The sequence below is a fragment of the Micromonospora sp. WMMD710 genome (assembly GCF_029626045.1).
Taxonomy (GTDB): Bacteria; Actinomycetota; Actinomycetes; order Mycobacteriales; family Micromonosporaceae; genus Micromonospora.
Map to the genome: position 1 here is coordinate 4,644,158 of NZ_JARUBD010000001.1, position 26,236 is coordinate 4,670,393.

28 protein-coding genes are annotated in these 26,236 nt (G+C 68.7%); 18 read left to right on the forward strand and 10 right to left on the reverse strand.

Annotation, left to right across the window (positions count from 1 at the left end):
* Positions 1-75 precede the first annotated feature (75 nt).
* From fxlM to O7620_RS21440, 8 genes are read left to right on the forward strand one after another with little or no spacing between them, the layout of a single operon-like run.
* Positions 76-1,317, forward strand: coding sequence for a methyltransferase, FxLD system (gene fxlM, locus O7620_RS21405; protein WP_278124704.1), 1,242 nt, complete (start codon positions 76-78; stop codon positions 1,315-1,317).
* Positions 1,314-1,865: a kinase gene (locus tag O7620_RS21410; RefSeq protein ID WP_278124706.1), complete on the forward strand. Its 552-nt coding sequence runs from the start codon at positions 1,314-1,316 to the stop codon at positions 1,863-1,865. The genes fxlM and O7620_RS21410 overlap by 4 nt, the downstream gene beginning before the upstream one ends.
* 59 nt (positions 1,866-1,924) lie before the next feature.
* Positions 1,925-2,773 carry a phosphotransferase gene (locus tag O7620_RS21415; RefSeq protein ID WP_278124707.1) on the forward strand — a complete coding sequence of 283 codons (849 nt, stop codon included), beginning with the start codon at positions 1,925-1,927 and terminating at the stop codon, positions 2,771-2,773.
* Positions 2,764-4,155, forward strand: coding sequence for an MFS transporter (locus O7620_RS21420; RefSeq protein WP_278124708.1), 1,392 nt, complete (start codon positions 2,764-2,766; stop codon positions 4,153-4,155). The genes O7620_RS21415 and O7620_RS21420 overlap by 10 nt, the downstream gene beginning before the upstream one ends.
* Entirely contained in the window at positions 4,152-4,604 is a 453-nt protein-coding gene (locus tag O7620_RS21425) for a hypothetical protein (RefSeq protein ID WP_278124710.1), read from the forward strand. The genes O7620_RS21420 and O7620_RS21425 overlap by 4 nt, the downstream gene beginning before the upstream one ends.
* Positions 4,605-4,646: 42 nt before the next feature.
* Positions 4,647-5,216 (forward strand): nucleotidyltransferase family protein, encoded by a 570-nt coding sequence (locus tag O7620_RS21430; protein WP_278124712.1) that lies wholly within the window; start codon positions 4,647-4,649, stop codon positions 5,214-5,216.
* Between the two features lie 34 nt (positions 5,217-5,250).
* Complete coding sequence (locus tag O7620_RS21435) at positions 5,251-6,120, forward strand: carbon-nitrogen hydrolase family protein (protein WP_278124714.1); 870 nt, start codon at positions 5,251-5,253, stop codon at positions 6,118-6,120.
* 5 nt (positions 6,121-6,125) lie between these two features.
* Complete coding sequence (locus tag O7620_RS21440; RefSeq protein ID WP_278124716.1) at positions 6,126-6,434, forward strand: hypothetical protein; 309 nt, start codon at positions 6,126-6,128, stop codon at positions 6,432-6,434.
* Positions 6,435-6,553: 119 nt separating this feature from the next.
* On the opposite strand, the gene O7620_RS21445 is transcribed toward O7620_RS21440, so the two are convergent.
* Together O7620_RS21445 and O7620_RS21450 are read right to left on the reverse strand one after the other, a co-directional pair.
* On the reverse strand, positions 6,554-7,255 hold the full coding sequence (locus tag O7620_RS21445; RefSeq protein WP_278124717.1) for a sulfotransferase domain-containing protein: 702 nt from the start codon (positions 7,253-7,255) through the stop codon (positions 6,554-6,556).
* 153 nt (positions 7,256-7,408) lie between these two features.
* Positions 7,409-8,167 (reverse strand): carbon-nitrogen hydrolase family protein, encoded by a 759-nt coding sequence (locus O7620_RS21450; RefSeq protein WP_278124719.1) that lies wholly within the window; start codon positions 8,165-8,167, stop codon positions 7,409-7,411.
* A 903-nt stretch (positions 8,168-9,070) separates the two neighbouring features.
* On the opposite strand from O7620_RS21450, the gene O7620_RS21455 reads away from it, so the two are divergent.
* On the forward strand, positions 9,071-11,191 hold the full coding sequence (locus O7620_RS21455; RefSeq protein WP_278124720.1) for an EAL domain-containing protein: 2,121 nt from the start codon (positions 9,071-9,073) through the stop codon (positions 11,189-11,191).
* Here the strand turns inward: O7620_RS21455 and O7620_RS21460 are convergent.
* Positions 11,150-12,163 (reverse strand): DUF6545 domain-containing protein, encoded by a 1,014-nt coding sequence (locus tag O7620_RS21460; protein WP_278127099.1) that lies wholly within the window; start codon positions 12,161-12,163, stop codon positions 11,150-11,152. The genes O7620_RS21455 and O7620_RS21460 overlap by 42 nt on opposite strands.
* 182 nt (positions 12,164-12,345) lie before the next feature.
* Here O7620_RS21460 and O7620_RS21465 point away from each other — a divergent pair, with 182 nt between their 5' ends.
* The 7 genes from O7620_RS21465 to O7620_RS21495 all read left to right on the forward strand — a co-directional run bounded on the left by O7620_RS21465 (position 12,346) and on the right by O7620_RS21495 (position 19,218).
* A complete protein-coding gene (locus O7620_RS21465) occupies positions 12,346-13,179 on the forward strand; it encodes an SAM-dependent methyltransferase (RefSeq protein ID WP_278124721.1) in 834 nt (277 codons plus the stop codon).
* Positions 13,180-13,932: 753 nt separating this feature from the next.
* Positions 13,933-14,370 (forward strand): hypothetical protein, encoded by a 438-nt coding sequence (locus O7620_RS21470; RefSeq protein ID WP_278124723.1) that lies wholly within the window; start codon positions 13,933-13,935, stop codon positions 14,368-14,370.
* A gap of 55 nt (positions 14,371-14,425) precedes the next feature.
* Positions 14,426-15,151: a tryptophan 2,3-dioxygenase family protein gene (locus tag O7620_RS21475; RefSeq protein ID WP_278124725.1), complete on the forward strand. Its 726-nt coding sequence runs from the start codon at positions 14,426-14,428 to the stop codon at positions 15,149-15,151.
* Positions 15,148-16,305: an aminotransferase class V-fold PLP-dependent enzyme gene (locus tag O7620_RS21480; RefSeq protein ID WP_278124726.1), complete on the forward strand. Its 1,158-nt coding sequence runs from the start codon at positions 15,148-15,150 to the stop codon at positions 16,303-16,305. Before O7620_RS21475 ends, O7620_RS21480 begins: the two co-directional genes overlap by 4 nt.
* A complete protein-coding gene (locus tag O7620_RS21485) occupies positions 16,302-17,537 on the forward strand; it encodes a hypothetical protein (protein WP_278124728.1) in 1,236 nt (411 codons plus the stop codon). The genes O7620_RS21480 and O7620_RS21485 overlap by 4 nt, the downstream gene beginning before the upstream one ends.
* Positions 17,534-18,793 (forward strand): nitric oxide synthase oxygenase, encoded by a 1,260-nt coding sequence (locus O7620_RS21490; protein WP_278124730.1) that lies wholly within the window; start codon positions 17,534-17,536, stop codon positions 18,791-18,793. Before O7620_RS21485 ends, O7620_RS21490 begins: the two co-directional genes overlap by 4 nt.
* Positions 18,754-19,218 carry a hypothetical protein gene (locus tag O7620_RS21495; protein WP_278124731.1) on the forward strand — a complete coding sequence of 155 codons (465 nt, stop codon included), beginning with the start codon at positions 18,754-18,756 and terminating at the stop codon, positions 19,216-19,218. The genes O7620_RS21490 and O7620_RS21495 overlap by 40 nt, the downstream gene beginning before the upstream one ends.
* A gap of 95 nt (positions 19,219-19,313) precedes the next feature.
* Here O7620_RS21495 and O7620_RS21500 read toward each other — a convergent pair whose 3' ends face one another.
* The 7 genes from O7620_RS21500 to O7620_RS21530 all read right to left on the reverse strand — a co-directional run bounded on the left by O7620_RS21500 (position 19,314) and on the right by O7620_RS21530 (position 24,414).
* Positions 19,314-19,727: an Imm1 family immunity protein gene (locus tag O7620_RS21500; protein WP_278124732.1), complete on the reverse strand. Its 414-nt coding sequence runs from the start codon at positions 19,725-19,727 to the stop codon at positions 19,314-19,316.
* Positions 19,724-20,224 carry a DddA-like double-stranded DNA deaminase toxin gene (locus O7620_RS21505; protein ID WP_278124733.1) on the reverse strand — a complete coding sequence of 167 codons (501 nt, stop codon included), beginning with the start codon at positions 20,222-20,224 and terminating at the stop codon, positions 19,724-19,726. The genes O7620_RS21500 and O7620_RS21505 overlap by 4 nt, the downstream gene beginning before the upstream one ends.
* A complete protein-coding gene (locus O7620_RS21510) occupies positions 20,221-20,514 on the reverse strand; it encodes a hypothetical protein (protein WP_278124734.1) in 294 nt (97 codons plus the stop codon). The genes O7620_RS21505 and O7620_RS21510 overlap by 4 nt, the downstream gene beginning before the upstream one ends.
* 21 nt (positions 20,515-20,535) lie before the next feature.
* Entirely contained in the window at positions 20,536-21,867 is a 1,332-nt protein-coding gene (locus O7620_RS21515) for an MFS transporter (RefSeq protein WP_278124735.1), read from the reverse strand.
* Complete coding sequence (locus tag O7620_RS21520) at positions 21,864-23,186, reverse strand: APC family permease (RefSeq protein WP_278124736.1); 1,323 nt, start codon at positions 23,184-23,186, stop codon at positions 21,864-21,866. The genes O7620_RS21515 and O7620_RS21520 overlap by 4 nt, the downstream gene beginning before the upstream one ends.
* A complete protein-coding gene (locus tag O7620_RS21525) occupies positions 23,183-23,707 on the reverse strand; it encodes a MarR family winged helix-turn-helix transcriptional regulator (protein WP_278124737.1) in 525 nt (174 codons plus the stop codon). The genes O7620_RS21520 and O7620_RS21525 overlap by 4 nt, the downstream gene beginning before the upstream one ends.
* 389 nt (positions 23,708-24,096) lie before the next feature.
* Positions 24,097-24,414 carry a hypothetical protein gene (locus O7620_RS21530; RefSeq protein WP_278124738.1) on the reverse strand — a complete coding sequence of 106 codons (318 nt, stop codon included), beginning with the start codon at positions 24,412-24,414 and terminating at the stop codon, positions 24,097-24,099.
* A 534-nt stretch (positions 24,415-24,948) separates the two neighbouring features.
* Between O7620_RS21530 and O7620_RS21535 the strand changes: the two genes are divergently transcribed.
* Both O7620_RS21535 and O7620_RS21540 read left to right on the forward strand, forming a co-directional pair.
* A complete protein-coding gene (locus O7620_RS21535) occupies positions 24,949-25,380 on the forward strand; it encodes a hypothetical protein (RefSeq protein ID WP_278124739.1) in 432 nt (143 codons plus the stop codon).
* Positions 25,381-25,469: 89 nt separating this feature from the next.
* Entirely contained in the window at positions 25,470-25,907 is a 438-nt protein-coding gene (locus O7620_RS21540) for an NUDIX hydrolase (protein ID WP_278124740.1), read from the forward strand.
* Positions 25,908-26,236: the final 329 nt, after the last annotated feature.

Sequence of the window (26,236 nt, forward strand, 5' to 3'; positions counted from 1 at the left end):
ATCGCAGCAACGGGATCGATGCTCGTGGCGGTCGGCCGGCTGCTCACCTGATATTCGTTCGAGGGAGGAGATGTCGTGGCACCTGGAAGCGGGACGACCGAGACGTTGACGGCGGAGGATGCTCGCCGGAAGCTGGTCGACCAGCTGCGCAGTCAGGGTTGGATTACCCGGCCGGAGGTGGCGGCGGCGTTCACCGCAGTGCCGCGGCACCTGTTCGCTCCGGCCGGTACCAGCATCGAGACCGCGTACGCGAATGATGTTGTCGTCACCCGACGCGGCTCGGACGGAAAGGCGACCAGTTCGATCTCCGCGCCGTGGTTGCAGGCGTACATGCTGGAGACCGCCGGGCTGCGGCCCGGCGCCCGGGTTCTCGAAATCGGCTCAGGAGGATACAACGCCGCACTGATCGCCGAGGTCGTCGGCCCGGCCGGAACGGTCGTCAGCGTCGACATCGACGGGCAGGTCGTCACCCACGCGCAACAGGCGCTGGCACGGGCCGGCTACCCGCAGGTCCAGGTGGTCCACGCCGATGGCGCACACGGCCATCCTGCAGACGGGTTGTGGGACGCGGTGCTCGTCACGGTCGAGGCCAGCGACCTGCCGCCCGCGTGGACCGACAAGCTCTCACCAGCCGGCAGGCTGGTGGTGCCGTTGCGGATGCGCGGCAACACCCGCTGCCTCACCCTGCAGTTTGCAGGTGACCACCTGGCCGCGACAGCGTCCGTGCAGTGCGGGTTCGTCGCGATGCAAGGCCACGGCCGGTTCCCGGCCCGCCGGGTGCCGCTGCGCGGCGACGACGCCGTTCTCACCCTGGATGACGACACCACCACCACCAACGCCGAGGCCCTCCGCGCTGCCCTTGATGGGCCACGGGTTGAGGTGTCCTCGCCGGTGACCCTGGACATGAGCATGGGCGCCTGCCTCGAGAGCCTGCACCTGTGGCTGGCCAGCCAACCTCGCCCGTACGGCGTGCTCAGAGTCGATCGGGACCGCACCGCCGGCCTGCTGGATCCACAGGACCGCTTCTTCTGCCCCACCCTGCTGACCAGCGACAGCCTCGCCTACCTGACGATGCGAAGCCACGACACGACGACGTGGCAGTTCGGCGGGCACGGCTTCGGTCCGCACGCCACCAGACTGACAAGCGATTTGCTGGAACTGATAGTGGCCTGGGATCGGCGGTTCCGGGCCGGCGCCGGCCCGGACATCACCGTGCACCCGGCCGGCACGCGACTGCCCGACACCGAGCGGTTGCGGCTGCTCGTGCCCCGCCGCCACACGCTGACCGCGATCACCTGGCCGGAGACAGACCGATGACCAACGCGGGGTCGACGATCTTGATATGCCTCCGTGGGAACTCCGGCTCCGGTAAGAGCACCATTGCCCGTGAGTTGCGGTATCGGCACGGCCGCGGCTGCGCCGTCGTCGGCCAAGATCATATTAGGCGGATCCTGCTCAGGGAACGTGACAAGCCAGGTGGTCTCGCGCCCACGCTCATGGCGCAGAACGTCCGTTTCTGTCTTGATCACGGCTACCACGTGATCCTGGAAGGGATCATGCACACCGCCCGGTACCGGAGCATGCTCACCGAGCTGCGCGACGCGCACCGCGGGCGAACGCTCTTCGTCTACCTCGACGTGTCGCTGCCCGAGACCCTGCGGCGCCACGGAACGCGTCCCATGGCGGCGGAGGTGTCGCCGGAGCACCTGCGCAGCTGGTACACCCCACAAGATGTCCTCGGCTGGCCCGACGAACTCGTCCTCCCCGAGAGCACCACGCTTGAGCACGCAATCGAGCGCATCGCGACCGCCGCCGGCCTGCCGTTGACCGGCCGCGACAATGACCTGCTCCCGGCAGTCCCATGACCGCACTACCGAGAGCAACCCCAGACCATGCCGGTCGCGTAGCGGACGGGGCGGATGACGTGTTCGCGGCGCTGGTCGCCCGTGCCGCTGCCGTACGGGTGGGCACCGGCCGGGTTGTGCACCGCACCGACAAGGCCGTCGTCGCCACCGGCCGCCGCGACGGCCAACCGGTGATCGTGAAGCTGTTGACCACCGACGACCCGTACTGGGTAGGCCGACGCCAGCACGAGCTGCGCATGTACGAGCTGTTCACCGATCAGCCGCCCCCCGTGCGCGTGCCGCGGGTCCTGTACGCCGACGCTCGCCTGACCGTCCTGACTCAGCTACCTGGGCAGCGCCTCGACGACCAGCGCCACTTCACTCACGACGTCGGCCCGGGCACCGCGAGGCTGGTCCTGGACACCCTCGACACCTTCGCCACTTGGACGCCTGCACGGCCACTGCCGCAACCTGTCGACTACCACGGCCGGATCGACGCCGATCACGCCGCCGGGCTTCTCGACGATGCCGACCAGTACCCCCTCCACTTCCTCGTCGACCAGCTCGGCTCGGGCCGGGTCACCGCACACGGTGACCCCCTACCCGCGAACCTGCTTCTCGACGGCGAGCACTGCGCCCTCGTCGACTTCGAGCACAGCGGCAGCTACCTACCCGGCTACGACCTCGCGCTGCTGCACATCGTCGGCGCTGCAGCCAGCCCGACCCTCACCGCTGCGATCGCCGAACGCGTGCACACCGCCAACATCACCACCGCCTACCACGTCAACCTGCTCCTGCTCACCTGCCGAGAGATTCGCCTACACACCGTGCTGGCAGCAGGCAACTCGACCGCGTCCCGGCTCGCGTACCTGCGACAGCTACTAAGCCGGGCACGCCACGACGTTCAGGCGCTGATGCGATGGGCTTGAACCGGACAACCGCCGGCGCACCGGTCCAGCGCGGTCTCGCGGGCGACGCACCGGCACCTGCCCCGCTTAGCGGTGACTTCCACCGCCTGTGGGGCGCCTACTCGGTCAGCCACCTGGGATCCGCCGTCGGGGCAGGCGCGCTGCCGCTGGTCGCGATCCTGCTGCTGGACTCATCGACTCTGCAGATCTCCCTGCTCGCGGTGATCTCCGGCCTCGCCTCGGCGGTCATCGTCTTACCCCTGGGCCCTTGGGTGGAGTTCCGGCGCAAACGGCCTGTGATGATCGGGGCCGACCTGCTGCGCTGCGCGGCCCTGACCAGCGTCCCCATCGCCGCCGCGCTCGGCGCCCTGACGTACGCGCACCTGTGCGTCGTCGCCGTCGTGCAGACCGCCGGCACCATCGTGTTCAGCGCCGCCAGCGGCGCACACCTGCGACACCTGGTCACCGTCGATCAACGCGTCACCGCCAACAGCCGATTCGAGACCTCGCAGTGGACGGCGAACAGCCTTGGCTCACCCATCGGCGGTGTTCTCGTGTCCTGGCTCGGCGCTACCGCGTCCATCACCGTCGACGGCGCGAGCTTCCTGATGTCCGCGCTCGGGATCCGCCGCCTCCGTAGCGCCGAACCGCCGCCACCAACGCGGCAACCCGCCCCAAACTGGGGCCGGGAAGCCATCGAAGGATGGCGGCACATTCTTCACCACGCGGGCCTGCGGGCCCTGTTCGTCAACGCCGTGATCTTCGGCGGCGCCATCACGGCCAGCACGCCCATCATCGCGGTGTTCATGCTCCGCGACCTCCACCTGGCGCCCTGGCAGTACGGCCTGGCCCTCGGACTGCCCTGCCTCGGCGGCATCCTCGGCTCCCTCACCGCCGGCCCCCTCACTACCCGATACGGCCTCCGCAGGGTCCTGCTCACCACCGGCGTCGCCCGCACCCTCTGGATGGGATTCATCCCCCTCGCCCCGCCCGGCACACCGGGCCTGATCATCATCACCCTCGCCGACACGCTCCTGCTGTTCATGGCGGGATCGTTCAATCCCACCTTTGCGGCCTACCGAATGAACCACACCAGCGAGCACTGCCTGTCCCGCGTCCTGACCGCCTGGTCCATCACCAGCAAACTCACCCAACCCATCGTCATCGCAGCCGCCGGCATCCTCGCCGCCGTCACCGGCCCCCGCACCGCCCTCACGGCAACCGCCGCCCTCACCCTCACCAGCGCCGCGTTCCTGCCGTGGAAGACAACCCCGAACAGCCCGCCCCGGTTAGCCCGCCGCCAGCGGACGTCGCCGCCTAACACGTCGTTCGGTAGCGCGAGCACCCGCCTGCCCACCGCCGTCACGGCCACCGCCACCACACCCAGGGAGAACGCAAAGTGAGTGATGACAACCCGCAGCGGCGGGCACCCCAACGGCACACCGGCACCACGACGGATTTCGTGCTGGACGGCACCACGGGACGCCTCACCACGGCCACCTCGTCCGGTCAGCTCACCCACGTCGATCTGCGCGTTGGTAAACACGGCTCCACCCTGGCCGGCCTAACTGAAGCGCTGTCCACGGCGATCACCACCGGCCTGCAAGCCGGCGCACCCCTGCCCGAGTTCGTGGCCCCACTACGGCACACCCACTACACCCCCTCCGGCGCCACCACCGACCCAGACGTACCGCACGCGACCTCGCTGACCGCCTACCTCGCACTCCGCCTCCACCAGCAACACATCAGCACCCCGCCGCATCCGGACGCCGCGCAGCTGCCTGGAGACATCCGCACCAGCATGCAGCCACAACTGCCCACGGCCAGCTGGTTGACGCACCCGCGCAGCTGACCCGACCTCGATCAACCTGGACCTGACGGAGGTGAAGAGGGCATGCGCGATGACGAGTTACGCGGTCTGGTTGGCGCGAGTCAGCCGCTGATGCGGGCGCTGCGCACCGTGCGGGAGTCGGGCCTACCGGACGCCTGGATCGGCGCTGGTGTCCTCAGGGATCTGGTGTGGGACCAACGCTACGGGCATGGATTCGACTTCTCCCAAGTCCGGGACATCGACGTGGCATTCTTCGACCCCACCGACCTGACCCGGGCCAACGACGAGCACGCCACCGGACATCTGGCGACGATGTGGCCCGGACCGCCCTGGGAGGCGAAGAACCAGGCCGCCGTGCATACCTGGTACCCCGCCCGATTCGGAGGCGACCCCGTCCCCGCGCTGCGGAGCATCGCCGACGCGGTCGCGACCTGGCCCGAATACGCCACCGCCGTCGCGATCCGTCTCGACGCCGACGGGCACATCGCTGTCTGCGCACCACACGGACTCGATCACCTTCTCGACGGCATCTGGCAACGCAACCCGGCCCGAGTCAGCCTCGCCGTGTCCGCGCAACGACTAGCGCGGCAACGCCCCGCCCACCGCTGGCCCCGAGTCCGAGTCCTCACCTGACCACCCACGATCGACGCCAGGAGGCTCACCCCGAATGCTCGACGCCCTCCGAACGGACAACCCGTCCACTCTCACGATCGCTGCCGCCCAACCACTGGTCACCTGCGACGCCACGCTCAACGGCACCGCAATCCGTGCGCTCATGCGCCGCGCGCATCAGCAGGGCGCCCACCTGGTGCAATTCCCCGAAGGAGCCCTCTCCGGCTACGCCGGGCAGGCCAAGGACCACTTCGCCGGCTGGGACGTCGACTGGGCATCTCTGCGGAGAGAATTGGACACGACCGCTGCGCTCGCGGGTGAGCTCGGCCTGTGGGTGATCCTGGGCAGCAATCACCGACTCAGCGGCGAGCACCGTCCGCACAACAGCCTGTACGTAATCTCCGACCAGGGACGCATCGTCGACCGCTACGACAAGCGCTACCTCTCCCACACGGAGATCACCCGCTTCTACACCCCCGGCTTCACATCAACCGTCCTCGACATCGCGGGGTACAAGCTGGGCCTGGCACTCTGCATCGAGATCAACTTCCCGGAGCTGTTCCTCGACTACCTCCACAGGGGCGTGGACTGCGTCCTGTTCTCCACCTTCTCCGAAGACCCGATGTTCGCCGTGATCGCCCAGGGCCACGCCGCCACCATGAGCCAGTGGGTGAGCACCTCGGTGCCCGCGCAATGCAGCACCGCCATGCCCGCCGGAATCATCGGCCCACACGGCGGTTGGCTCGCCCGTTGCGTAACCGATGGCACCGCCGACCTGGTCTGCGCAACGCTCGACCGAGATGCCCCAGAGCTGCGTATCGCCGTGCACCACGCCCGTCCCTGGCGCGTCACCGCCCGCGAAGGCACCATCTACCGACAGCGGCGCGTGGACGATCCACGCAGCCACGACCGCACCGGGAGGTGACAACGGTGCCGAACCTGCGCCGCCTGCTCAGCGGCCAACCTCAGCTCCCGCTGATGCTCGTCGGCCATGGCCGCATTGACCACGCCCACCTTCCCGGCGGGCTGCGGAAACAACTGAAGGAACTGGCCGCTACCGACACCGCAAAATGGGGACTGCTCTTCGTGCTCGACGCCCGACGGCGCCGCTGGACCCTCTACTCCCCCGACGCGGAGTACGCGGCGCTGTTCGCGCCCGCCGCCCACACCCTGAACCTCGACGTCAACATCTTCACAACAAAGTTCCCCTGCTGGAACAGCGGATGGAGGATCACATAGCTACGGCACCGGAGGGATCGCCTCGGCTGCGGAGAAGGGATCAACTCGCCCCGGACCGCCGGATCGTCGCTTGCCTGCCCATCGCCGCGCAGCCTTCCACCGCACGCTCAGGTGTGCTGTTAATCGTCCGTCCTGGTCCCGTACCCAAGTAGCTGCATCGCAGCGACGTTGTCGGGCTGGGCCCAGAAGAGCTGGTGTAGCTCGTCGGGCAACTCGTCGCGATGGGTGCCGGTGAGCCCCTTGCGGAAGAAGCGGTCGTCGGACTGCTGCAGCTCGGTGAACGACGGAATCCGCGCGTCGGCGAGGGGTCGGAGCTGGGGTACCAGGGTTGCCATGACCTGTTCAATGGCCGCTCTCGGCTCACGGGCGAGCTCCTCGTACCTGAGGACCACCCGGTGAGGTGCCGGTGGCCGCAGCCAGCTCAGCACGTTGCGTCCCCAGCTACCGGTTCCAACCTTGTCCCGCCGGGTAATCATAGCGCTCAATTCTGTTGCGAACCGTGTGGAGTCTTCCTCGCTGGCCAGGCGGGCCCACGAGACGAGTGCATCGCGGCCGTCTCGGACGAGGCAGATGGCCTTGTCCAACTCCTCGACTTGGTCGTCGCGCTGCCGGTGTGTCTTGACGAGGTGCACCTCTTCGGACTGGCGCATGGCATCGATCGCTGCAGGCCGTTCGGTGAAGCCGACCAGATCGGCGCCCAAGCGCTCAGCCACGCCGTCGACGTCATAGACGACGGATGTCCGCACGCCGTAGAGCCTGTTGAGGGCGATTCGCAGGAAGGTGTTGCCGGACCGGGGAAACGAGGACACCCAGACAATCACCGGTGCACTCTAGCGAGCGCGACCGCCCACGTGGTTCACCATGCGCCTCGGTCGAGGCCAGCGGTGAGGTGTCACCATGCGAATCCTTCACGGCATCTGGGTAGTGTCCGTAAGCATCAACACGCGTCCGAGCGGCTAACCCGCACGGTGGTTCTAGCCACGGCCATCCTGAAGCGGCGGGATCTCAACAATCACCATGCCGGTAGTCATCAACGGCACCTGCGCCACAATCTCCCCCTGTGGGCTGATGACACTGGTCGGCCCGTAGCCGACACGATGCTCGTCGCGCTCGCCGGTCACATCCGCTGACACCAACCACAGGCCATTCTCCCGCGCGCGCTCAGCCCGGATCCCGTGGTGCAGGTCCTTCCAGCGCACTGCGGCCTCCCGCCGCATCATGTTCTGAGCTGGCACGAGCAGGACATGGGCACCCTGCGCCGCCACCGCCGCGGCGGCCTCGGCGAACTGGGTGTCGTAGCAGATGTTGATGCCGTATCTGACGCCCTTCAACTCGAAGGTCGGGTAGGCATCGCCCTTGTCGAACAACGCTTCCCCGGGCAGTAGATGGGTCTTGCGGTAGACGCCCACAAGCACACCTTGCGTGACAACGACCGCAGTGTTGCAGTACCTGTCGCCATTTCGTTCGATGACGCCGAACACGAGGGTCTGCTCGATCGGGCTCAGCCGCTTGAGCACCGACGCGAACCTTGCGGAGCTGAGTTCCACCGCCTGGGTGCGCATATGGTCGTCGTTGACCAGATACCCCTGCAGGAAGCACTCCGGGAACAGCAGGAGGTCGACGTCCTGCGCATCGGCCTGCCGGGCGAAGCCCTCGATACACGTCAGCGCTGCGTCGATGTCGCCGAGGAACTCCTGGGTCTGGCATGTACCGATACGCAGCCTCTCCTGCACGCTCTGATCGTAGCGGGACGACGGCGAGGCAGCCGGCGACGACTTTTCGCGTAGTCGTCGACGCGGGTATCGCCCTTACATTGGCAGCGCCTCCCCAACGCGTCGACTGCGCCGCGGGCACACCCGTCGCGTAACGCGGGATACAGATCTCCGCAAAATGGTCGACACAGTACCGCACTGTCTACGACTTCCGATGCCGGAGCAGACCCTGCGTCGGAACCTTCCCTAGGGGCGAAGGACCTCCTTAGCCGATGCCGGCTCGCCACCGCCCCGGGATCCTCCACGCCATGGGGACGCCGCGGCGGCGAGTTCAGTGGTTGAGGCCACGCACCCCGCCCACACTGACCCACCCTGCGTAACCGGCGCCTCACCTCACTGTGCGCAGTCCGATCAAAGGGACTCCCCGGCATTGAGGATCGCCACTGGATGGTCATATCGTCGAACCAGCTACTGACGCTGCGGAGGGGGGTTGTCACCGTGTGCAAGGGCGTCGAATGGGACTAAGAACATGACCATGACCTGCTACTGTGGACGATTCGCTTCGAAGGGCTGGGGATGATCGCGGGGTACTAGTTGAAATTCATCCGGCCCGCTCGGTGGGCCCTCGCTCTGCTCACCACTTCTGGTGTTCTGGTGGCGCTCGCATGCCTCGCGTGGGCCGTGCATGAGGCACGGTGGCCAGAACCTTCGCAGCAGGTCTATGTGTGGATGGGTGCCGCGCTCATGGCGATGGGCGCGGCCTTTTCGGTTCCGTTAGCGCCTCGCAGGTCCATTCGCGTGACGTTGACACCAACGGCGTGCCTGGTGTGCGCGGCAGCGCTGCCTGCGCCCTGGGTGATTGTGTGCGCAGCGGTCGGCGTCAGTGCGGCTCGGCTGGTGACGAGATACCCACGCTCGTCCGGCGTGTACAAGGCGGTACACAACACCAGCATGGACATCATCGCCGCAGCGCTGGCCGCGTCTGCGATGTATGCCTTCGGTATCCGTCCAGCCGTTGGTGAAGCCGCGCCGGATCCCATGCTCCCGCGCTACCTGGCGGGCTTCCTTCTTGCGGCAATCGCGGTGCTGCTGTTCGAAGAATTGGTGACGACGGCGGCCGTGACGCTAGCGACCGGACGGCCGGTAATGGTCGTGCTTCGCTACCTGTGGCGCACCCGGCTGGCCGTGGCGGTTGCTGAGACGATCACCGCCGGATTGTTCACCGAGGCCACTCGGCTGGACCGGCGGACACTGATAGCACTACCTGCGGTGATGTTCGTCCTGCACCTCGTGCTGACGTATCGGTTGCGGGTTGGCGAGGAGCGGCGGACCTGGGAACGCCTGGCCGCTTTAAGTGATGCCCTGTCCGCGCGTGATCTGGACGTCGTGCTACGAACCGCGGCAGCCGGTGCGGTCGACCTGTTCGGTGCCCGTTCGGCGGACATAGAGATCGCCGACGGTCAGCGTTTGGTGCGAGCCAGCCAGCAGGCCGGCGTCGCCCGCGTGGTGTACGACGGCCTTGCCGCGAACGCCCCGAGCATTGCCACGACGCGGACGGTGCGGCATGAGGTCGGGGGCGACGCGACCGGCTTGCACGGGGCGGTTCGGCTGTATCTGCGTGGGCCGCGAGACGAATTGTCTGCTCGGGAGCAGGTGGCCCTACGAGCCTTCGCAGCAACGCTTTCTACCAGCCTGGACATCGCTCACGCCTACGGTCTGCTGGCGGTCGACGCGCATCGTCACGAAGTGGCGGCGACCACTGACGAGGACACCTCGATGCCCAATCGGGCGGCCTTGCTGAGCCGTGTCACCGAGGTGGCGGTCGGGCCGTGCTACGTAGTGGTAATCCGCTTGGAGAATTTCCACTTTCTGGCTGATGTGCTCGGCCGCGACCGGGCTTTGGCACTGCTGAATCGGCTAGCCGCTCGGCTGTGTCACGTGTCGCAGGCAGCGACATCGGCTGTGGCTCGTGTGGGCGACGTGACCTTCGCCCTCGTCATGTGGGGCGTTGAGGCGGACACCGCCTATCAGTCGGCGTGCTGGGCGGTGGCGACACTGCGTCGTGAGGTCAAGGTCGATCAGAGTCGGCTGACAGTGCGGGCGAGCGCCGGGATGACAGCGGGAGCGCCCGAGGACGCGGCCGACCTGCTCGATGCTGCCGAGAGGGTGTTGTCGAGAGCTATTAGGCGCGGCCAGGACAGATTGGTGGCGTTTCAAACCGGCCCCGTGCGTGAGTCGTCGTTGGCCCATGAGCTGTCGCGGGCGCGGTTGTCGATCTCGGTCGAGCCAGTTGTTAACCTGATCAGCGGCCGGATAACCCTCGTACAGTCGACACCGCGGTGGCTGCACTCACGCCATGACGTGCTGGCTGCCGATGAGTACGTCTACCAACTCATCGATGACCCCGACAGCCTTGAGCGGCTGGCGCGGCAGGTGTTAACGCGGTCACTGGCCGCCGCGGCGACTTGGCGTGACGCGTTGCCCGAGGTGGCGCTGGTCGTTCCGGTGCCGGTTGGCGCCCTCACGTCCACCTTCGCCGAAGCCATGCTTGACGTGCTGCGGGAGCACTCCGTCGCAGGGACATCGCTAGTGCTGGCGATCAGTCAGCCCCCGGGTCCGAAGACCCGCAAGGTGGTCGAGCAGATCGGGCAATACGGGGTGCGGCTGCTGTTGGACAACTACGGCTACAGCCGCGTTGGCATCCACTCGCTTGACGCCGCAGCGTGGAGTCTCCTGCGCCTGAATCCAACGTACGCATTGGAGGCGGGTTGGAGTCCAGCGCGGTCGGTCGTCCACGCAGCCGTGGATCTCGCCAGCGATCTCGACCTCTCCGTCATCGCCGCTGGGATCACCAGCGAGGACGAGCGCCGCGAGCTTTCCACGATCGGTTGCGCCCTGGGCAGCGGTCCGCTGTTCGGAAGTGAAATGTTCCCGAGCCAATTGCGGAGCCACGCGCGGCTGTGGCAGCCAACGGCGCTGGATGCCGGGGCCCGGGCGCTGCCACTACACCGCGCGAGCCGACCGGTCGCGCCGCGACGCGCCTAACGGAAACAGCGGTGTGTCGCCCACGGCGCTCACGCGTCCCGTCTCATCCGTGGCGGCCACCACCGGCGCCCATCGGGCGGTCTCGGCAGCGACGAGCGGGGACTCGTGCAGCGCCCGGGCCACGCGGGCCAGGCGGTGAGCTTCTACGCGTACGTCGTGCGGGCCGTGGCGCTGTGGCAGCAGAGGCGATTCGTCGGCCTCGGGTGGCAACGAGGCCTGGCGGCGGCGTAGCGCGACCGCGACGGTGGCGGCCTCTGCGACGGCCTTGACGGCGTCGTCATCGAGCCTATTGCGCTGAGCGCGTCGGGTCGCGCTGGCGTACACCTGCGGGCTACACCAAGGGCGTAGAACCCGCAGGGCCTCGTGAACCTCGATGACCGTGCGGTGGCGTTGTCGACTGCCGCCGGCTTCGACGGCAACCGGCGCGGCAGTGCTCGTACTGATAATGACCGCGTCGGGCATGCCGGTGCGGAGCGTCATCCACAGACGATGTACGTGCCAGTCAGTGCTTCGGTCGGTCCACCACGCCGATGGCCCGCAGGTGAGTCGTAAGTGTGAGATGAGCCGCCTGGCGGCATTAGAGGAGCGCGGCGTGGACGCTGCCGCTCGGTCCAACTGCTGGTACAGCACGTCGGCGGCCAGTTCGGCATCGGCCTCAACATTTGGATCGACGTGGCCTTTCACCACGTCGCCGTCGTGGTCGAGAAGGTAGTGCCCGAGTTCGTGCAGTGCGGTCTGCCTTTTGGGCAGAGCGGGCATCGCGGCGTCGACGAGGATGTAATCCACACCGTTGCGCGCGAGGATCACTCCCGGAGGCAGGTGCGCGTCCAGCCGCACCGAGCGCACCTTGAGGGGACGACCCCGGGCTTGGCCGATCGCCTCGCACCAAGCATCCACGGTGTACGGCGCGGGCGGCGGTGGCACACCTGCCTTGCGCAGGCGTCTCGCGATCCGCGTCCTGGCAAAGAGCATCTGCACCTCCTGACACTACGGTCAGTGCCGGACGAAAGATCAGAGTGTAGCCGCACGGATGCCGCGTGTGGGTACCCCGAATCTACGGGGCACAACAGCAGACGGTTGGTCGATAGGCTTCGGCCCCATGATCGATGGCAGCGATGCCGCCGATCGCCGTACGGACCTCGGGGGTGCGACCGGTGACTGAGCAGCGGACGAGCGCGCAGGGCACTACGGGTGGTCGGGCCACCGTTGCCCGGGTCTACGACTTCTTGCTGGGCGGCGAGCAGAACTTCGCGGCTGACCGGGAGGCGGCACGGCAACTCCTGCAGGCCGTGCCGGAAGCCGCGGACATGGCCCTTTCTGCCAGGCTCTTCCTGCGCCGCGCGGTGCAGACGCTCGCTGAGGACGGGATCAAGCAGTTCCTCGATCTGGGCAGCGGCATCCCCACGCAGGGCAACGTCCATGAGATCGCGCAGGCCATCGACCCGGCAATCCGCGTGGTATACGTCGATATTGATCCAGTCGCGGTTGTCGCGTCCAACCAGATCCTCATCGGCAACCCCACGTGTCGCGCCATCGAAGGCGACTTCACACGCCCCGACCTGATCCTTGACGCACTCGCCGGTAGCCACCTCTCCACCGTGATCGACCTTGAGCAGCCCACCGCGGTGCTGTACTGCTCCGTCCTACAGCAGGTCGCCGACGACCAGGTCGACGACGTTGTCGCGCCGATCCGAGACCTGCTCGCTCCCGGCAGCGCCATGGTCATCTCGCATCTGAGCGCGACCCTAACCGACAGTTTCGGCCAATCTGCCTTGGACGAAGGCAGAAGCGTGTACCGCACTCAGGCCGCCACCGAGATCACTCTGCGCACCGACGAGCAACTCACTGCCTTGTTCGGCGACCTCGCCCTCATCGAGCCAGGACTTGTTCCGCTCAACCACTGGCGGCCCGAGCTCAGCGAGCCGGACCCATACGCCACGGCGCCTACACCGTCACCGGTGCGAGGTGCTGTGGGGATCCGCTACTGAGCAGTCCGGCGATCGGCTTCGGCCTGCGGCGTTCTCATCGGTGACCATGCCGGCGGATCTACAGCTGGCCACGTTAAGGGCCATTGCCGCCACCCACGCTGCCCGCCCGGCGCCCGGCGCCCGGCGGTGGCAGCCGACTGTCTCTCGACAGCGAATCGCGCGGCCGAAGCCCTAGCGAAAGATCCGCAGGCCGACTCGTATCGCCTCGTCATCGGCTCACCCTCGGGCAGACACATGAGCACGGGCAGGGCGTCGTTTGGCACTGCTCGCACGACCTCCGGCACCCCTGGTCGGCCATACCGATGTGCATCGCGCCAGCCGTAACCTGGCCGCAAATCCCCAGGTGAGGGCGCTCCTCTGGATCTGTTGACGGCTCGGTGATGCTGCCAGACCTAGCCAGAAATATGGACACCGCGCTCGAGTACGTGCTGAATTGAACCCACTGGTGGCCGCGCCACCGACGCGAATAAGAGCAATTTCCCGAGAACCTGCCGCACATCGCGCGTAGGGCAATCACTCACGTCCGAAACAGGTAACAGAATGACGCTTCCGTCAATTCAATCTCCTATCTCGTCACGTTTGTACCGCCGCGCGTCCGCCGGGACGGTGCTCTGCGCCTTCGGCGTCGTCGGACTAATCGGAGCAGGGTGCACCGCGAAGAACGACGTACCCGCGGCCGCGACCCCGCCCGGCCAGGCGGCTCATTCGAGCGCGCCGGCCACGCCCGCACCTCCGGCAGCTTCCTACCGGCCGGTGGACGCACTGTGCACGCGCCTCGACCTGCAGGCCGTCGCCGACCTGGCCGGTGAAGTCGGCACCCCGCAGGACACCTCCCGCACCGCAGGCGGCACTTCCAACTTGGCGTGCGCGGTCACCGTCGGGCACCTCCCCGACGGCGTTGTCGTGACGGTCCGCGCGGACGTCGGCGCGCCCGAATCCGGGCAGCTGATGTACGAGGGTCTGCGCCAGGTGCAGGAGGCCATCAGTCCGGTCACCGAGCTGCCCGGCATCGGCGCCGCCGCCTACACCTACACGGACAAAGCGACTGGCACCTACGTGGTGGCCTACGACGCGAACCTGTACCTCACCGTCGGCGCGGCACCTTTACGCATCGCAGCGGCTCTGCCCGCCGACCTGGCCAAACGGCTGGGCGCCGTCGTCTCGTCCGCCCTGAAGACCCTGCGCGCCTGAGCACCCCTGCGCAGGCCGATGCCCCCTGCGCAGCAACTGACTGGAGGTTCCAGAGATGCTCACGTCACCCCTGCCGCCGGTACTGCCCGGGAGCGGCGCCGACGACTATGCCCGCTACATGCGCACCGACGAACTGCTCGCCCTGCAGAAGGGGCCGGCGGAATGGGTGCATCCTGACGAGCTGCTGTTCCAGATCGTCCATCAATCCAGCGAGCTGTGGCTCAAGCTCACGCGCTCCCACCTGTCTCGCGCGCTCACCCACGTCGGCGCTGGAGAGGTGGGAGCGGCTGAGCTGCTAATTCGCCGGGCCGCGGAGGCGCTGCGGTTGATCACCGAGCATCTGCACATCCTGCGGTCGCTGCCACCGGCGCAGTTCGCCATCATCCGCCCCGTACTCGGCGCCGGATCCGGATTCGAGTCCCCCGGCTGGCGGCTGCTACGCACCGCGAGCACCGAGCTGGACATCGCCTTCAGCCGGCTACTGTCCTCGCTGCGCCTCACCGCGACCGACCTTTACCGTGGCACAGCACCATCCGATCCGCTGTATCGCCTGGCGGAGGCGCTGGTGGGATTCGACGAGCGGATCGCGTTGTGGCGCACGGAGCACTACACCGTCGCCACCCGCGTCATCGGCCAGGGAGTGCTCGGCACCCGCCACACACCGGTCGACAGCCTGAGCAAGTTGATCAGCCACCGACGGTTCCCCACGCTGTGGGAAGCCCGTGCGGCACTGATGGACGCGTCCGCACCGGCTGCTTGCCCGGGACAGGTTCAGCGGTGACCGCAGCGACTCTCACGATGCCCGCGGCGCTGCGGCAGCGGCTGGCCGCGCCGTCCAGCGGAGCCCACCTGGCGGCATGCAGCATCGCCCCCCGCACCATTGACGTCGACCAGGCCATGGCCCACATGCTCGAGGACCTGTCCCGGCCCGGCTTCTGGGACGCGTGCGAGCAGAAAGTCGCGCAGGCTCGCCGCCTGTTCGCACAGCTCATCGGCGCTGATGTCGACCAGATCGGCATCATGCCCAACGCCAGCATCGCCGCCCACCAGGCCGTCACCGGCCGCCGCTGGCGACGACGCCGCGACATCCTCACCAGCACCGCCGAGTTCCCGGGGATCACACACGTGCTGCTGGCCCAGCCGGGAATGCGGGTGCGCTGGTGCGGCACGGTAGGCGGAGCCGTACGGACGAGCGACTACCTGTCGCAGATCACGCCGCGGACCGCCCTGGTGTCGGTGCCCGCCGTCACCTACCGCGACGCGACCCGCCTCGACGTAGCCCGGATCGCCACCGCCGCACGAGAAGCCGGCGCGGAGGTCCTCATCGACGCGTACCAGGCCGCTGGCGTGATGCCCCTGAACGTCAACACGTTGGGCTGCGACTACCTTGTCACCGGCGCCAGCAAATATCTGTTCGGGCTGCCCGGACTCGCCTTCATCTACGCCCGCCACCCAGGGGGACCGCCGCCCACGCTCACCGGGTGGCTCGGCCGCACCGACCCCCACGCGATGCGGGCGACCATCCTCGACTCGCCGATGACCGCCAGGCGCTACGAGACCGGCACCCCCGCCGCAGCCGCCGTGTACGCCGCCGTCGCCGGCCTGTCCCTGGTCGGTGACCTCGACCTGCAACGGGTGCGTCACCACACTCAGCGGCTGATCGCCACGACCGCCCAGCGCCTCGCAGCCCAAGGCGAGGTCGTCCGCCTGGCCGCCAGCGTGGACGCGCAAGGCGCCCACCTGGCGATCGTCGAGCCACGCGCCGAGGCGATGGCCGCCTGGCTCGGACACCGCGGCGTCATCACCGCACCCCGCCAAGACGTCCTGCGCCTGGCCACCCACGCCTACACCATCGACAGCGACATCGACGTCGCGTGCGAGGCGATCGCCGCCTACCGCTACCGCGCCCGGGTCCTCTCCGGTGCACGCCAATGAACGCCGACGCCCTGCGACGGTGGCTGGCTGAGCCACGAACCGCCGCGTACCGCTTCCCGGTCCACGCCGTCATCGACGCCTACCAGCACTACGGGAAGCACTCAGTCCCCGCTGAATGGACCGTGCTGCTGCGCTGCGCCCGCGATCGTCTACCCGAGGTGCCGGACCCGAACGAGCTTTTGGCCACGCTCCTGAACATCCTGCTCGACAAATCCGATGGCCGCTTCGGCTACCGCAGCTACCTGGCCTTGCCGCTGATACCCATACCCGATCCGGACGACAGCCCCCAGCCGGCCCATCGGCTGCTGGCCCGCCGCGACCGACTGCACACCCTTCTGCTGACCGACCTCATCGCCTTCGAGCTACGCGCCCTGGACACCACCAGCGCGCCCCTCCCCCTTCAGCGCCCTGACCTGGCCCTCGTCACCAAACGTCTACGCCACGCCGTGCGCGCCGCGACGCCCGCGCTGCGACGGCTCAGCTTCGTCATCCCCGACGCCGGCAGCCCGCTCGCGAATGCCCGGCGGCTGGCCGCGTCGGTGGCGGTCAGCCAGGGCACCAGCGCACAGCAGATGCTGCGGACCACCATGCTGCCGGTCTCACGAGTCCACGACGAGTGGATGTTCATCCGGGTGCTGCAGACATTCGAGTTGACCTTCGGCCTACTCGCCGTGGACCTCGCCGCGATCATCACCGCGGCGCAGGGTGGGCAGCTGCCCACCGTGGGCGTGCGCCTGTCCTTCGCCGCCGCGCTCCTGCGGGAAACAACACCGCTGTGGTCCCTGCTGGCCACCTTGCAACCGGCGGCGTTCCACAATTTCCGTGTCCACACCGACGGGGCCAGCGCCATACAGTCCCGCGCCTACAAACTGTGCGAGTCGCTGTGCCGCACACCCGACCCGGACCGCCTGCACTCCGCGGCGTACCTGTCGGTGCCCGACGTGCAGGCGCGTATCAGCAGCGGGCAGGCCACCATCGCCGACCTCCTCGCCGCCATCCACAGCGACGAGCGCACGCTCGCCGAACAGCCAGTCCTCGCCGACGGGCTCCGAGAGTTCACCGCCGCCGTCCACCAATGGCGCCGCACCCACTACCGCCTCGCCGTACGGATGCTGGGGACCGACCAACGCGGCACCGGCGACACGCCTGGAACTCCCTACCTGCTCCGCAGCCGCGACACTCCCCTGTTCGAAGGCCCCGACGCCACCGACCCGTCACAGACCAGCCGATGAGCGTGCACCCAACGCCAGCATTTCTGGCCGGCAGCACGCACCACGACCTGCTCGCCGAAGCCCACGGCTTTCTGAATCAGCGCCACGCGGAAACCGGCACGTCGGCGCTCGCACGCCGGTGGCGCGACGTTCGTGACGAGATCCGCACGACGGGAACTTGGCAGCCGACCTATGACGAGCTGGCCTACGGGGCGCGCGCCGCCTGGCGCAACTCCGGCCGCTGCATCGGCCGGCTGCGGTGGCCCAGCCTGATCGTCCGCGACCGCCGCCACGCCACCACCCTCGACGAGGCCACGCGGAAGCTCACCGCGCACCTCGACGATGCCGCCAACGGCGGACACGTCCGCTCCGTCATCACCGTCCTCGCACCCGCCACCGGCACCTCGGCCCCGCCCGTGCGCATCGTCAGCACCCAACTGGCCCGATACGCGGCATGGCGCACCAACGACGGCATCCTCGGCGATCGCGCCAACCTGCCCCTGACCAACGCCGCCTTGGACCTGGGCTGGCCGGGCCCCGCTCGGCGCGGCGCTTTTGACCTTCTGCCGTGGCTGGCCGTCACCGCTGACGGACGGCTGCACTTGCTACCGACCGACCCGGGCCGGATCCTCGAGGTGCCGATCGAGCACCCCGAGCACCCGTGGATCGCCGGCCTCGGTCTGCGGTGGCCCGCCATCCCCGTCGTCAGCAACATGATGCTGCACCTCGGCGGACTGCGGTTTCCCGCACCATTCAGCGGCACCTTCATGGCCAGCGAGATCGCCACCCGCAACCTCGCCGACCACCACCGCTACAACTTGCTCCCCACCATCATCGCCGGCCTCGGTCTGCGCCCTGGCGATCGACTACGTGCCGACAAAGCGCTGCTCACGCTCCATGAGGCGGTGCTGCACTCCTTCGATGCCGCCAGGGTGGCCATCACCGACCACCACCGCGAAAGCCGCCGCTTCGCCCGCTTCGTCGCCAACGAAGAGGCAGCGGGACGCCGCGTGACAGGCGACTGGAGCTGGCTGAACTCCTACCCCATGACTCCCCAGGACCCCTCCTGGAACCGCTACTACGACACCAGCCAACCCACCCCGGCATTCCTGCCGGACCCGCACTGCCTCGCCCTCACTGCCGGTCACCCCAACCCCGGCCAAAGACCCTCGCCGCGTCAGCACGCCGATGTCCCCCCGGCCGCTGCCGCTCTACCCAACCAATCCAGGGAGGACACGTGTCCACACGCTCATCTGCTCGAACCCACCACTGGCTGATTCGCCTGGCCGCGATCGCGGTCACGCTGCTGAGCACCACCGCCGGCCTCGTCGTCACCTCGGCACCCGCGCAAGCGGGCGGCTGCCGCGTCGCTCCGTACAGCGGCTACCCCAACTACAGCGACCTCTACATGCTCTACGACGGCGTCGAGATCATCAGTCAACCGCAGTACCCGAAATACCTCACCACGACCAGTCAGTGCAGCGACATCCAGATCCGCAACACCGGCGACAACGACTACTACGGGCCCTTCGACGCCTGCATCAACTTCTACGGACGCGCCACCTGCAACTACTGGACGCACGTGCCCGTCGGCCAGTGGCGCAACCTCGCGACGAACGTGAAGGACGGCACCAAGTTCTACATCTGGATTCGCATCGACTTGGGCAGGTGGTACGGCTTCAAGGCCGCCGGCGACTGGTGACCGATCGCTGGGGGTCGCCGCGGGCGGCCCCCAGCGTGTGGGTCGATGACGGCCCGCAGCCAACAACCGCCTTCGCGTCCGACCGCGGGGCACACCTAGTCGAGGATCTCCCAGGCCAGGGCACTTGGACGTTGCCCATCGCTCGTGAGGAACTGCCGGGCGGCTTCCCGGGCGGTCGCGTTGCTCACTCTGGTGCGCTCGGGCCACGCGTCGGTGGGGGTGCCGGCATAGTCGAACGTGAACGGCGGCCCGGCTTCGAGGTCCGGCTCGTATCCCCAGGCGCTGCTGCCATCGGCGCCGACGTGATAGACGAACGACCGTTGCGGGTGGCCGACGCAGATGTCGAGCATGACCGGGAAATCCGCTCCGCTGGGAGCGACGAGGGTAACGCAGTAAGGCAGGCGTTCGGGGTGGTCCTGAGCGACGCTGCTGAGCGTGGCGTCGAGTTCGGCGACGGTCGTCACGGACGCCGCGCCGTCACCGCGTCCCCAGGTGATGTCGATGCTCATCGCCGGATCCCTTCTCCTGTTCCGACGTACAGCTTATGGAGCCACGTCCGGTCGCCGTCGGTGAGGAACACCGTCAGGCGGGTTCCCTCCGGCAGGATCGTGGCGAGGATCTTCTCGCAGACCAAAGGTCGTACCGGGTCGTCGCATGGAGTGTGGTTGAGCACGAGGACCGCCTCCTCTGGGCCGCCGCGACGCCGGAGAACGGCGGCGGCCTGCGCCTCGGCGTGATCCATGACCGTGGCCTGGGCCAGCGGCGGCTTCAATCCCACCCCGGCGGCGGGAAGCCGGCCGACACGCAGCTGGCGGCTTCGAAGCCGCCCGTCAGGCTCCGCCGAGAAGTCAGAGTCATGGATGACCGCGCTGTCGGCGAGGAGGACCGCTTCGGTCTTGTCGTGCGCACTGGTGCGACGCGCCAGGCTCGCAGCCGCCCGAAGGACAACTTGTGGTGTGTCAGGTGATGCGGGTGGTCGACGGTTCTCGTCGCCACCCGCCGTCAATTTCCCAGCCCACCCAACCCTCTCACCCGGGTGAGGATGTCCTGCACCTTGCTGGCTGACTGCGCGACCGCCACGCTCACGCCGTCAAGCTGACGTGCGCTGCGGTCGACCATCTCCGCCGCGCTGTGGTCGGCGGCGCCGTGCAGCGCCGCTTGAATCAACGCCCGCGCTTGGTGAAGTTCAGCGCCGGCTGCCCGGATCAACTCTCGGGACCGGTCGAGATGAGCTTTCGCCTGAAGAAGCCGAGTCATCAGTTCCGCCGCGCTCACCGACACACTGTCCCAGAACATCGATGCTCATGCGATGGGCGGTCAGCGGATACGTCGGGCCGCAAGCGCGCCAAGGGCCGGCGCTATCGCGACGACGGCCAGCGCGGCGGCGGGGCCCCACGTTTGCCACAGGGTGGCGCACAGCGCGGTGCCGCAGCCGCCGCCAAGGAACGTCGCGAGGGTGAGGAGACCGCTTACGCCGCCGCGGGATTCGACGGCGGTGTGGGCGGTGACGTGGGTGGTGAGCAGCATCTGCGTGATGGCCGAGGCGGTGAACGCTGCGGTGGCCGTTGCCACGATCGTCCAGGGGCGTGGGGTGATCGCGGCGTTGAGCATCGTGGCGGCGAGGATCACGCTCACCGCGGCCAGGACGTGCCGTGCGGGCAGGCGGCGAGCGGCGAGGGCGGCGAGTCGGGCCAGCGCGGCGCCGATCACGGCGCCGGGTAGCAGGAGCACGCCAATCTGCATGGTGCTGTAGCCCTGCTGGTTGAGCAGGTGAGGTGCGGTGTAGAGCACGGCGAACAGGGCGGCGTACACGCCGGCGCCGATGATGGTGGCCTTGTGGAACCAGCCGGCGGACAGGATCCCGCGGGTGAGGAACCCGCCCGGGTGTATGCGGGTGCGCGCGGCCAGGCCCAGGGCGGCGGCTGCGGTGGCGGCGGCGAGTATCGCGGTGGTGAGCGCGCTGGTGTGGGGTGCGGTTTGGGCGGTCAGCAGCAGTCCGGCGGCGACGGCCGCGAGGAGTCCGGCGCCCGGCCAGTCGAGTCGGTCATGCTGCGTGGCTGGTGCGGTGAGGGGCCAGCATGACGGGATCGCGGCGATGGACAGCACCGGCAGGATCAGCGCCGCGCGCCATGACCAGTGCGCCGCGAGCGCGCCGGCCAGCGGGGCGGTCGCGGCGAACCCGGCCATGCAGGCGCCGAAGGTCGCCATGCTGGCCCGTCGGTGGGCGGCGGGTAGGCGGGCGGTGCTCGCGAGTGCCGCTGCCATGACCGCTCCGGACCCTGTCGCGAGCAGGACGCGGCCGATGACGACGGTGTGCAGGGTGGGGGCGACCGCGCAGATCAGGGCGCCGAGTGTCAGCAGTGCCGCGGCGCTCAGGAGTACCCGGCGGGTGCCCCACAGGTCGGTGAGGCGTCCAGCGGTGACCGCGCCGACGCCGACGCCTGCGGCGTATGCGGTCAGGATCCACGCCAGCCCCGCAGCGTTGGCGTGTAGATGGGTGGCGGCGTCGGGAAGCGCGACGGCGGCGGCGCTGACTCCGTAGACAGCGGGTCCGTACAGCACACCCAGCTGCCACCCCGCAGGCGAGCCGCTACGGACGACAGAGCTGGCCGTGGAGGTCAAGGTCAACGTGCTGGCGGGGGCCGTCATCGGATCCTCACTTCCTGAGCCGGCGCGTAGGCGTGCGCGTCATCGAATGGGTTATCCACAGGCGTCGGCGGCTGTGGATAAAGGTGTGGAGTGGGTTCCCGACGTCGGTGTGCCCAGACAGCGGCGGCCACGACGGCAGGTGCGAGCAGGAACGCCGCGCTGAGGGCGGCCACCGCCGCGACGGCGAGCGCGGCCACCGCCGCGCAGGCGCGCTGGCGTGGTGCGGGCAGCAAACGCACCGCCGCGGCGAGGCCGAGCACCGTGACGCAGGCCAGGAGCGCGGCGAACAGGCGCATCAACGTCTCCACGGTGACCACGCGCGGTGCCAGCGCGGCGGCGACCGCGACGACGGCGGCGGCGCCGGCCTGCGCCGCGACGCCGCGTCGGGGCGCGCCGTCGCTGGTCACGACCGCGAGACCGCGAGGCAGGATGCGGTGACGGGCCAGAGACACGCCCGCTCGCGCGCCGGCGGCGACGAAGGTGACGCTGGCCGCGACGGTCAGCAGCACCGCCGCGCCCGCTACCGCCCCGGGCGCCCACGGCTGACCGGAGATGGCGAGCAGACGCATCAGCGGCACCGTGGTGTCACCGGCCTGGTTGCCGAGGACTCCGACGGTGCAGATGGCCAGGCCCGCGTAGAGCACGACGATGATGGCGAGGCTCGCCGCGGCAGCGCGGCGCACCTGCCGAGGGTGGGCGAACTCGGCGCTGAGGTTGGCGGTGGCCTCCCACCCACAGATGGCGGTGAACAACACGGCGACGGCACTGCCGACCCCGGCCGCGCCGTGAGGCGCGAACGGGCCGATCCGCTGCGGGTCGACGTGCGGGCCGGCCACCATGATGACGGTGACGAGGAGCGCGACCAGGGCGCCGGTGAGCGCCAACTGCAGGCGCCCGGACACATGCAGGCCCACCATGTTGGTCAGGAACACGACGGCCAGGAGCCCGGCCGCGATCCCCACCGTCGTGGCCGGCGGGGTGTGCAGTGCGGTCGCGGTGTAATGGGCGCCCGCCACCGCGCCAGCGACCACCCCGACCGGAACCGCCGTGTACAGCCAGCAGCCAACGACCGCCGCGGCCCGGTCGCCGAACGCCCGGCCGGTGAACGCGGCGACACCGCCGGTGTCCGGGTAGCGGGCGCCGAGGTCCGCGAACGTCGTCGCGATCAACGCGGACAGGGCAAGCAGCGCCGCCCACGCCAGCAGGGACGCCGGGCCGGCGGCGCGCACCGCGACCGCTGGCAGGACGAGGACTCCGGGGCCGAGAACGGCCCCGACGCACAGGGCCGTGCCCCGCGCCACACCGATACCGCCGCTCATCGGGTGCCCCCGGCATGCGGGCCGCCGTTGGGAGGGCGGGTGCGTTGGGCAAGGAGCCTCAACGCCCGGGCGAAGTCATTCTCGCTCGGCATACCCGGTGCGGCGAAGAGGGTCGACTGCTGGGCGTCAACGCGCCGCCGCAGCTGCCCCGCAAGGTCCAGGCCTGCCCGGGTGGGACGCACGACGGTACGCCGCAGGTCATGCTCCTGCAGTTCACGCCGGACCAGGTCACGGTCGCTGAGCAGACCGAGGGCGTTGGTGAGGGTCGCCCTGGCGATCCCGATCTCCGCCGCGATAGCCGCCGGCTCCAGCACGTCACAAGCACAGACAAGGACCAGCACGTCGTAGGTGGTCCACGTCAGGTCCGCCTCCCGCAGCACAGTGCGCTCAAGGAGCGCGCGGACGGTGTTGGCGGTGCGGCACAGTTGCGCCACCGGGTCGGACTCCGGGCGGGACGCCGCGCGCCGGTTGGTCAGGTGCCGGTGCACACCTGTCACCCGCCGTGAGGTGGTGGCGCTCATCGTGACCACCTGCGCTGGCGCGCACGGCGCACGGTCTGCCGATCGCGTCGCCGTCTTTCGCGACTGCGCTTGGCGGGTGCGGGCTGCGCGAGTGAGCTCCCGCGTAGCTGCAGGAAACGTTGACTGGGCATGGTGAACCCCGTTCATCCGTGTGATGTCGACCGTCGCTGGTTCGCGGTCTCTGGCCCCATGTCAGGGCGCGCGTGATCGGCGTCTGTCAGCGGTGTCACCGCCCGTGGCGCCGCGTCAGGGCGCGGGTCAACGAGCTTGCTGCGACGCGAGACTTCTGGTGATCGCTCGGCGTTGCGGTGCGTTGCCGCAGGTGATTCGGACCGCCACCGAGGGCGTGCCGGTGCTACTGATCGCGGTCCTGTCGCAACGGCTGCAGGTCAGGCGTGCTGGGAATCATTCGCTGACGTGGGCGGGGCGCCAAGTGCGGCGTTGACCCGCTGACCGAGCAGGCGAAGTTGGTGATGGACGTCGACCAGCGCTGCCCGGCGCGACGCAGTGGGCCGACGTTCCGCGGTGTCGACGAGAGCGTCAATGTCGACGCGCAGCTGGGCGAGGCTGGCGGTGATAGCGGTCAACGGCGCCTCGAACGCGGTGGTTGAACTGGTCCGTCGCCTGGTGACACCTCGCCCGGCAGTGCGTCGCCGGACCAGCAGGTGCGGATCGTTGGCCGTTCGGGCCTGTCGTTGTCTGATCACCGCTGCCTCTTTTCCTAGTCGCCACATCAGGGCCACCGTTGCCTGGTTCCGCGCCGAGCGGGGCCTGTGGCAGCGAGACGCTGTGTGAGCGGTGGGCATGTCGTGGGGTGGAGGACCGGCGGGAAGGGCCCCTCTCCCCGCCCGCCGGCTCCCCCGGCCCATCACCTCACCGGCACGGGGGGCCCGATGAGGTGATGAGCTGGTGAGGCAGCTCCTGCTCGACCGTCTGCGCCTTCTCAGGCGCGTCGGCCCGCACGACCGGAGTCATCGCGGCTCCGCCTGTCGGTGCTGGCGCGATCCACGCGTCGACCAGTTGACCTGCCCCAACAGCGACGGCGCGTCCCCTCCGACGCCGTCGCCCGCACATCCGGGTGGCCGCATGGCGCACACCACCCCGATCCGCTACGCTCCAACCAACTTCAGTTCGACTTACGCCGAACCGTAGTTGCCGAAGCGGTACGGAGAGCTAAACACGGAACACCGAGCGCGTCAACTGTGGTTCGCTCGCAAACCAACCATAGTTGGGAGGGCTGCGTGAGCGACACGCCTGCCGAGCAAGCCGAGGACGCCACCTCCCGGCTGATCCAAAGTCGGCTTCGAGAGCTCTTCGAAGCCCGCGGCGAGGACCGGCCGCCCTACACGGAGACCGAAGTCGCCCGAGAGCTCAAGCAACGCGGATACCCGATCACCCCGGAAGGCATCCGTGTTCTCCTGCGCTCACCCAAGATCAACCCCAAGGCCACCACACTGGTCGCCCTCGCCGAGTTCTTCAGCGTCCCGGCCGGCTACCTCCTCGGCGACGACGACGTCGAACTGACAAGCCGCGAGGCACGAGTCATGGCCAGGTCCTTCGACAAGCTCCTTCCCAGAACCCGCAAGAGCCTCGCCCGGGTCATCGACGAGTTCATGCGCCTGGAGGAAGCCGCCCGCGACAAGGACCCCGACTCACCGCACCAAGAGGTGTAGTCAGGCCAACCGTTGGAACGACGTGAGGTTCGCCCGCGCGCAGCAGCCGATGGCCTCCGCTCGGAGTATGCAAGGCGACCTTGTGAAGGATGACCGCTGAGATGACGCTTCGCAGGCGAGCAGCCGCGGTGATCGTCCGCGGGAACCGGGTGTTGATGGTGCGCGAGCGGGGGCGGGGTCCGTCCGGCCGCCACGATGGCCAGGAGTACTGGACGTTGCCTGGTGGCGGCATTGCCGCCGGCGAGACAGCGGAAGACGCGGTACGGCGCGAAGTTGTCGAGGAGGTTGGCCTTCGACCCCTGGCGGTTCGCTACCTGCTCGACGTGCCGTACCCATCAGGGCTGACGTCCTGCTTCGCCGTGCAGGTCGCTGACGGCGAGCCCTCATTGGGCAAGGACACCTTGTCCTGCGACTGCCCGGTCATGGTCGGCATGGACTGGGTGCCTCTGCCGCAGCTCCACACCGAGACGCCCGGGCTGCCCATCCCGACGATGATCGTCGTCTGGGATCCCACAATGCCCCAATAGCGAACCGGGCCGCTCTAGAGAGTGAGCAGAGGCGGCATGCTCTCGGCTGCGGCGAAAGGGACGGGTGACGGGGCGGGCTAGTCGACGGAAACCGCCAAAGTGAGGAAGCCTCCCGCGCGGCTTACGGGGCTGTCGTGATCACCCGCTCGGCGAGCACGATGTCGGCGGGTGTCCGCGTACGGGTACCGATGCAGAGCCGAGTACGCCAAATGTGCACAGGTCGGGGACGCGAAGCACTCCGCACGCTGCCGATGGCGGCGGCTCGGCGAACCACGTCCGCTACTCACGATGAGTGCTCGGTGGACGAGGGCTGGGGCTCGAATCGCGGA

Coding starts and splice junctions, on each gene's coding strand:
- O7620_RS21410 (WP_278124706.1), top strand. CDS start 1,314: ATGACCAACGCGGGGTCGACGATCTTGATATGCCTCCGTGGGAACTCC.
- O7620_RS21420 (WP_278124708.1), top strand. CDS start 2,764: ATGGGCTTGAACCGGACAACCGCCGGCGCACCGGTCCAGCGCGGTCTC.
- O7620_RS21430 (WP_278124712.1), top strand. CDS start 4,647: ATGCGCGATGACGAGTTACGCGGTCTGGTTGGCGCGAGTCAGCCGCTG.
- O7620_RS21435 (WP_278124714.1), top strand. CDS start 5,251: ATGCTCGACGCCCTCCGAACGGACAACCCGTCCACTCTCACGATCGCT.
- O7620_RS21460 (WP_278127099.1), bottom strand. CDS start 12,163: ATGCTCTTTGCCAGGACGCGGATCGCGAGACGCCTGCGCAAGGCAGGT.
- O7620_RS21475 (WP_278124725.1), top strand. CDS start 14,426: ATGCTCACGTCACCCCTGCCGCCGGTACTGCCCGGGAGCGGCGCCGAC.
- O7620_RS21485 (WP_278124728.1), top strand. CDS start 16,302: ATGAACGCCGACGCCCTGCGACGGTGGCTGGCTGAGCCACGAACCGCC.
- O7620_RS21490 (WP_278124730.1), top strand. CDS start 17,534: ATGAGCGTGCACCCAACGCCAGCATTTCTGGCCGGCAGCACGCACCAC.
- O7620_RS21500 (WP_278124732.1), bottom strand. CDS start 19,727: ATGAGCATCGACATCACCTGGGGACGCGGTGACGGCGCGGCGTCCGTG.
- O7620_RS21510 (WP_278124734.1), bottom strand. CDS start 20,514: ATGTTCTGGGACAGTGTGTCGGTGAGCGCGGCGGAACTGATGACTCGG.
- O7620_RS21515 (WP_278124735.1), bottom strand. CDS start 21,867: ATGACGGCCCCCGCCAGCACGTTGACCTTGACCTCCACGGCCAGCTCT.
- O7620_RS21520 (WP_278124736.1), bottom strand. CDS start 23,186: ATGAGCGGCGGTATCGGTGTGGCGCGGGGCACGGCCCTGTGCGTCGGG.
- O7620_RS21525 (WP_278124737.1), bottom strand. CDS start 23,707: ATGAGCGCCACCACCTCACGGCGGGTGACAGGTGTGCACCGGCACCTG.
- O7620_RS21540 (WP_278124740.1), top strand. CDS start 25,470: ATGACCGCTGAGATGACGCTTCGCAGGCGAGCAGCCGCGGTGATCGTC.